This is a genomic window from Vibrio sp. V12_P9A6T4 (genome assembly GCF_963874835.1).
GTDB lineage: Bacteria > Pseudomonadota > Gammaproteobacteria > Enterobacterales > Vibrionaceae > Vibrio > Vibrio anguillarum.
Genome location: NZ_CAWNJO010000018.1, coordinates 1 through 2,976 on the forward strand (window position 1 = coordinate 1; position 2,976 = coordinate 2,976).

At 41.8% G+C, this 2,976-nt stretch carries 4 protein-coding genes; all 4 read left to right on the forward strand.

Going from position 1 to position 2,976, the window contains the following annotated elements; genetic code table 11:
* Window positions 1–92 precede the first annotated feature (92 nt).
* Window positions 93–1,061, forward strand: coding sequence for an IS30-like element ISVa6 family transposase (locus tag AACQ42_RS00800; protein WP_094165773.1), 969 nt, complete (start codon window positions 93–95; stop codon window positions 1,059–1,061).
* A gap of 213 nt (window positions 1,062–1,274) precedes the next feature.
* Complete coding sequence (locus AACQ42_RS00805; protein WP_141195655.1) at window positions 1,275–1,514, forward strand: hypothetical protein; 240 nt, start codon at window positions 1,275–1,277, stop codon at window positions 1,512–1,514.
* Between the two features lie 267 nt (window positions 1,515–1,781).
* Window positions 1,782–2,249, forward strand: coding sequence for a helix-turn-helix domain-containing protein (locus AACQ42_RS00810; RefSeq protein WP_094165775.1), 468 nt, complete (start codon window positions 1,782–1,784; stop codon window positions 2,247–2,249).
* A 205-nt stretch (window positions 2,250–2,454) separates the two neighbouring features.
* The gene (locus tag AACQ42_RS00815; RefSeq protein WP_026028227.1) at window positions 2,455–2,745 is read left to right on the forward strand and encodes a YkgJ family cysteine cluster protein; all 291 of its coding nucleotides are present in this window, start codon (window positions 2,455–2,457) and stop codon (window positions 2,743–2,745) included.
* The last annotated feature ends 231 nt before the right edge of the window (window positions 2,746–2,976 follow it).

The window sequence follows — 2,976 nt, forward strand, 5'->3', positions numbered from 1 at the left end:
CTTGGATTCAACTACGAAGTGCGACACCTCTGAACATAAAAACAGTGAGATGCGATAATCATGAACTTTGCTCCCGCCAAGAAGTAAAAAACATGAAATACACGCACCTCACTGAGAACGAAAGGTATATGATTTCTGCACTCAGAAAGCAAGGAATTAGTACCGCTAAAATAGCTAAACAACTAGGTCGTCACAAAGCCACTATATATCGAGAAATTGAACGCAATTCCCGATACAACAGACACTTTAAAAGGTACTCCTATCAGGCGTGGAGAGCCCAACAAATGGCTCGCAACCGGCTGAGCCGCTCGCGCAGAAATAAGCGTTACAGCGAAATCGACTTCAGGTTACCTGAAGCCTTGCTACGACTGGATTGGAGCCCTGACCAAATCGTCGGATACCTAAGGGTAAGAGGCTATCCAACAATGAGTCACGAGCTCATTTATCAGCATATTTGGAACGACAAAACTCTCGGTGGAACACTATGGAAACACCTACGCCAATCCACTAAGAAAAGGCGTAAAAGGTATAACTCAAAAGACAGCCGAGGTCGGCTGGCAGCAAAGCGTCATATTACCGAAAGACCTGCAAAAGCTGAGCATCGAAAAGAGCCTGGTCACTGGGAGATTGATACCGTCGTTGGCCGCGGAACCAAGCACTGTATCGTGACTTTAGTTGACAGAATGACTGGCTACACTTTTATTGGGCAAATGGACGATAGAACAAGCGAGTCGCTCAACGTAAGAATGAGCAAAATCATGACCCGCTCTGACTTACCTTTTAAGACGATAACTGCGGATAACGGCACTGAATTTCATGGTTATGCGCAACTAGAAAAACATCATAACTGTCTGTTTTACTTTGCAAATCCATACCACTCATGGGAGCGAGGCACTAATGAAAACACCAATGGTTTGATACGACAATACTTACCAAAACGAACCTCCATGTCACACGTGACACAGAAGCTGTGTAATGAAATTGCATATAAATTAAATACACGCCCACGCAAAAGACTTGGGTATAGAACACCAACGGAGTATATTCATGCGCATCTGTAAAAAGTGTCGCACTTCAAACTTGATACTAAGAAGCATAATTGAACTACCTTCGATACGTGCGAAGCACTTAATACACTGGGGCTTTCGGATGTAGTTGCTTCCTCAATAGAACGAATGCAATCCATATCCAGCCAGATATTTGAGTGCAACACTCTGATATCTGGCGATACTAACGAGGGCAACTGGGGAACGCGAAATAACGGAGAGTTAGTATTGTTTGACTGGGAGCGTTTTGGTCAAGGCAGTTCCGCAATTGACTTAGCTCCGTTAGTTAATGGGTTAGGCAGCATCGGTGAGTACGAAAAAATCATTAGTCAATATATTAAATACAATCCAGTAGTATCAAAAACAGAGCTTATTGAGCATCTAATTATTGCTAAGTGTTGGATTGTAATCGAGGTTGTTAACATACTTGTTAGTCGTAATAACCTAGAAAAGAAGAGAAGTACATAAACTGGTATCGGGTTAATATTCCTAAGTGGTTAAGTTCAGTGGAAAGTGCGTTATAACAAACAATTTAAGAGGGATTCCCAACGCTTGGTATTTTTGCTTCTACTTCAATTTTAGTGTTTATGGCACAATGCTTTAAGTTGTGTGGTAGCGTTGCTCACCCTTTAATTGGGCGTTATGCGCCTGTCCTGATCATGTCCTGAAAGTGTCGTTGTCCCGTCCAGAGTGCAATGATAAATTTTACTCAATCAAATGAATTGAGATTCTTATATGACTATAGGCAAAAAAGTAAAACATCTAAGAGAGTCAAGGGGTTGGTCGCAAGAGCACTTATCTTCAGTCTCCGGCTTATCAATTAAAACCATCCAGCGAATTGAGTCGGGGAGAAAAGCATCTCTTGAATCACAGCAAGCTTTGGCGTCAGCGTTCAAGGTTGAAATAAGCGAAATTTTTTATGCTAAAACTGAAGTTGTATGTTCAACCAAAAAGAGTCCAAAAGAATACATTCTTGAGATTTACTTCGAGGGTGAATGTATTGAGCAACAAAGTTACTTTGACCCTATCATTCCTCCGTTACCTGGTGAGCAGTTTTATATTTCATTTGAAAATAGTAATTACTCTGAAGAGTACGGTAATTGGTGGGTTGTACAAAAGCGGAAACACTTAAAGTTTAATGAAAGCATCAATATTGAAACGCTGATGTTGTACTGTATTCCAGACCCTAAAAAAGGCGCATAACAAACGCTTCAAGAGGGACAGCCAACGCGTGGCATTTTTATTATGCGTTGGTTTTTGTGGTTACGGTGTTATGCGGAAAGTTAGTAGTAGCGTTGGCTGCCCCTTAAGCGGGCGTTATGGCTCCCAAATTGAGTTGGTCACGAATGTCGATAAATTGGTTCAAATTGGAGTACCATTCTGTGATTACACTGATTTGAAGAACACGATGACAATTCCAATTAAAAATGTATCTAGTACGGAAATTTCTTGCTCAAACTGTCAGGCTTGCTGCTGTCGTTTAGAGGTCATGATCATTACAGATACAGGTGTGCCAGAGCAACACATTGCTTTCGACCAATGGGGTGGGGAAACCATGCTACGTTTGGCGGATGGTTGGTGCTCAGCTTTAGACCGAGAAACATTCATGTGCACGATTTATGAGAATCGACCTTGGATTTGTCGAGAGTTTGAAATGGGCTCTTATGAATGTCGAGATGAAAGGTCAGATTTACCTTGAAAGTTTTGTTCGATAAATCAGAGAGTTGTTAGCCATAACAAACGGTTAAAGAGGGACTGCCAACGCGTGGCGGTTTGTGTTCAAATCGGCCTTTGTGATTACGGTGGTTATTTGGAGTTCAGTGGTTTGCGTTGTCAGCCCCTTAACCGGGCGTTAGGCAAAGTGAGTTTTTATCAGCTAAATCGAGTTGGAATTGAGCGGTAAATTCCATGTTTTCTAGCTTAAGTTAAG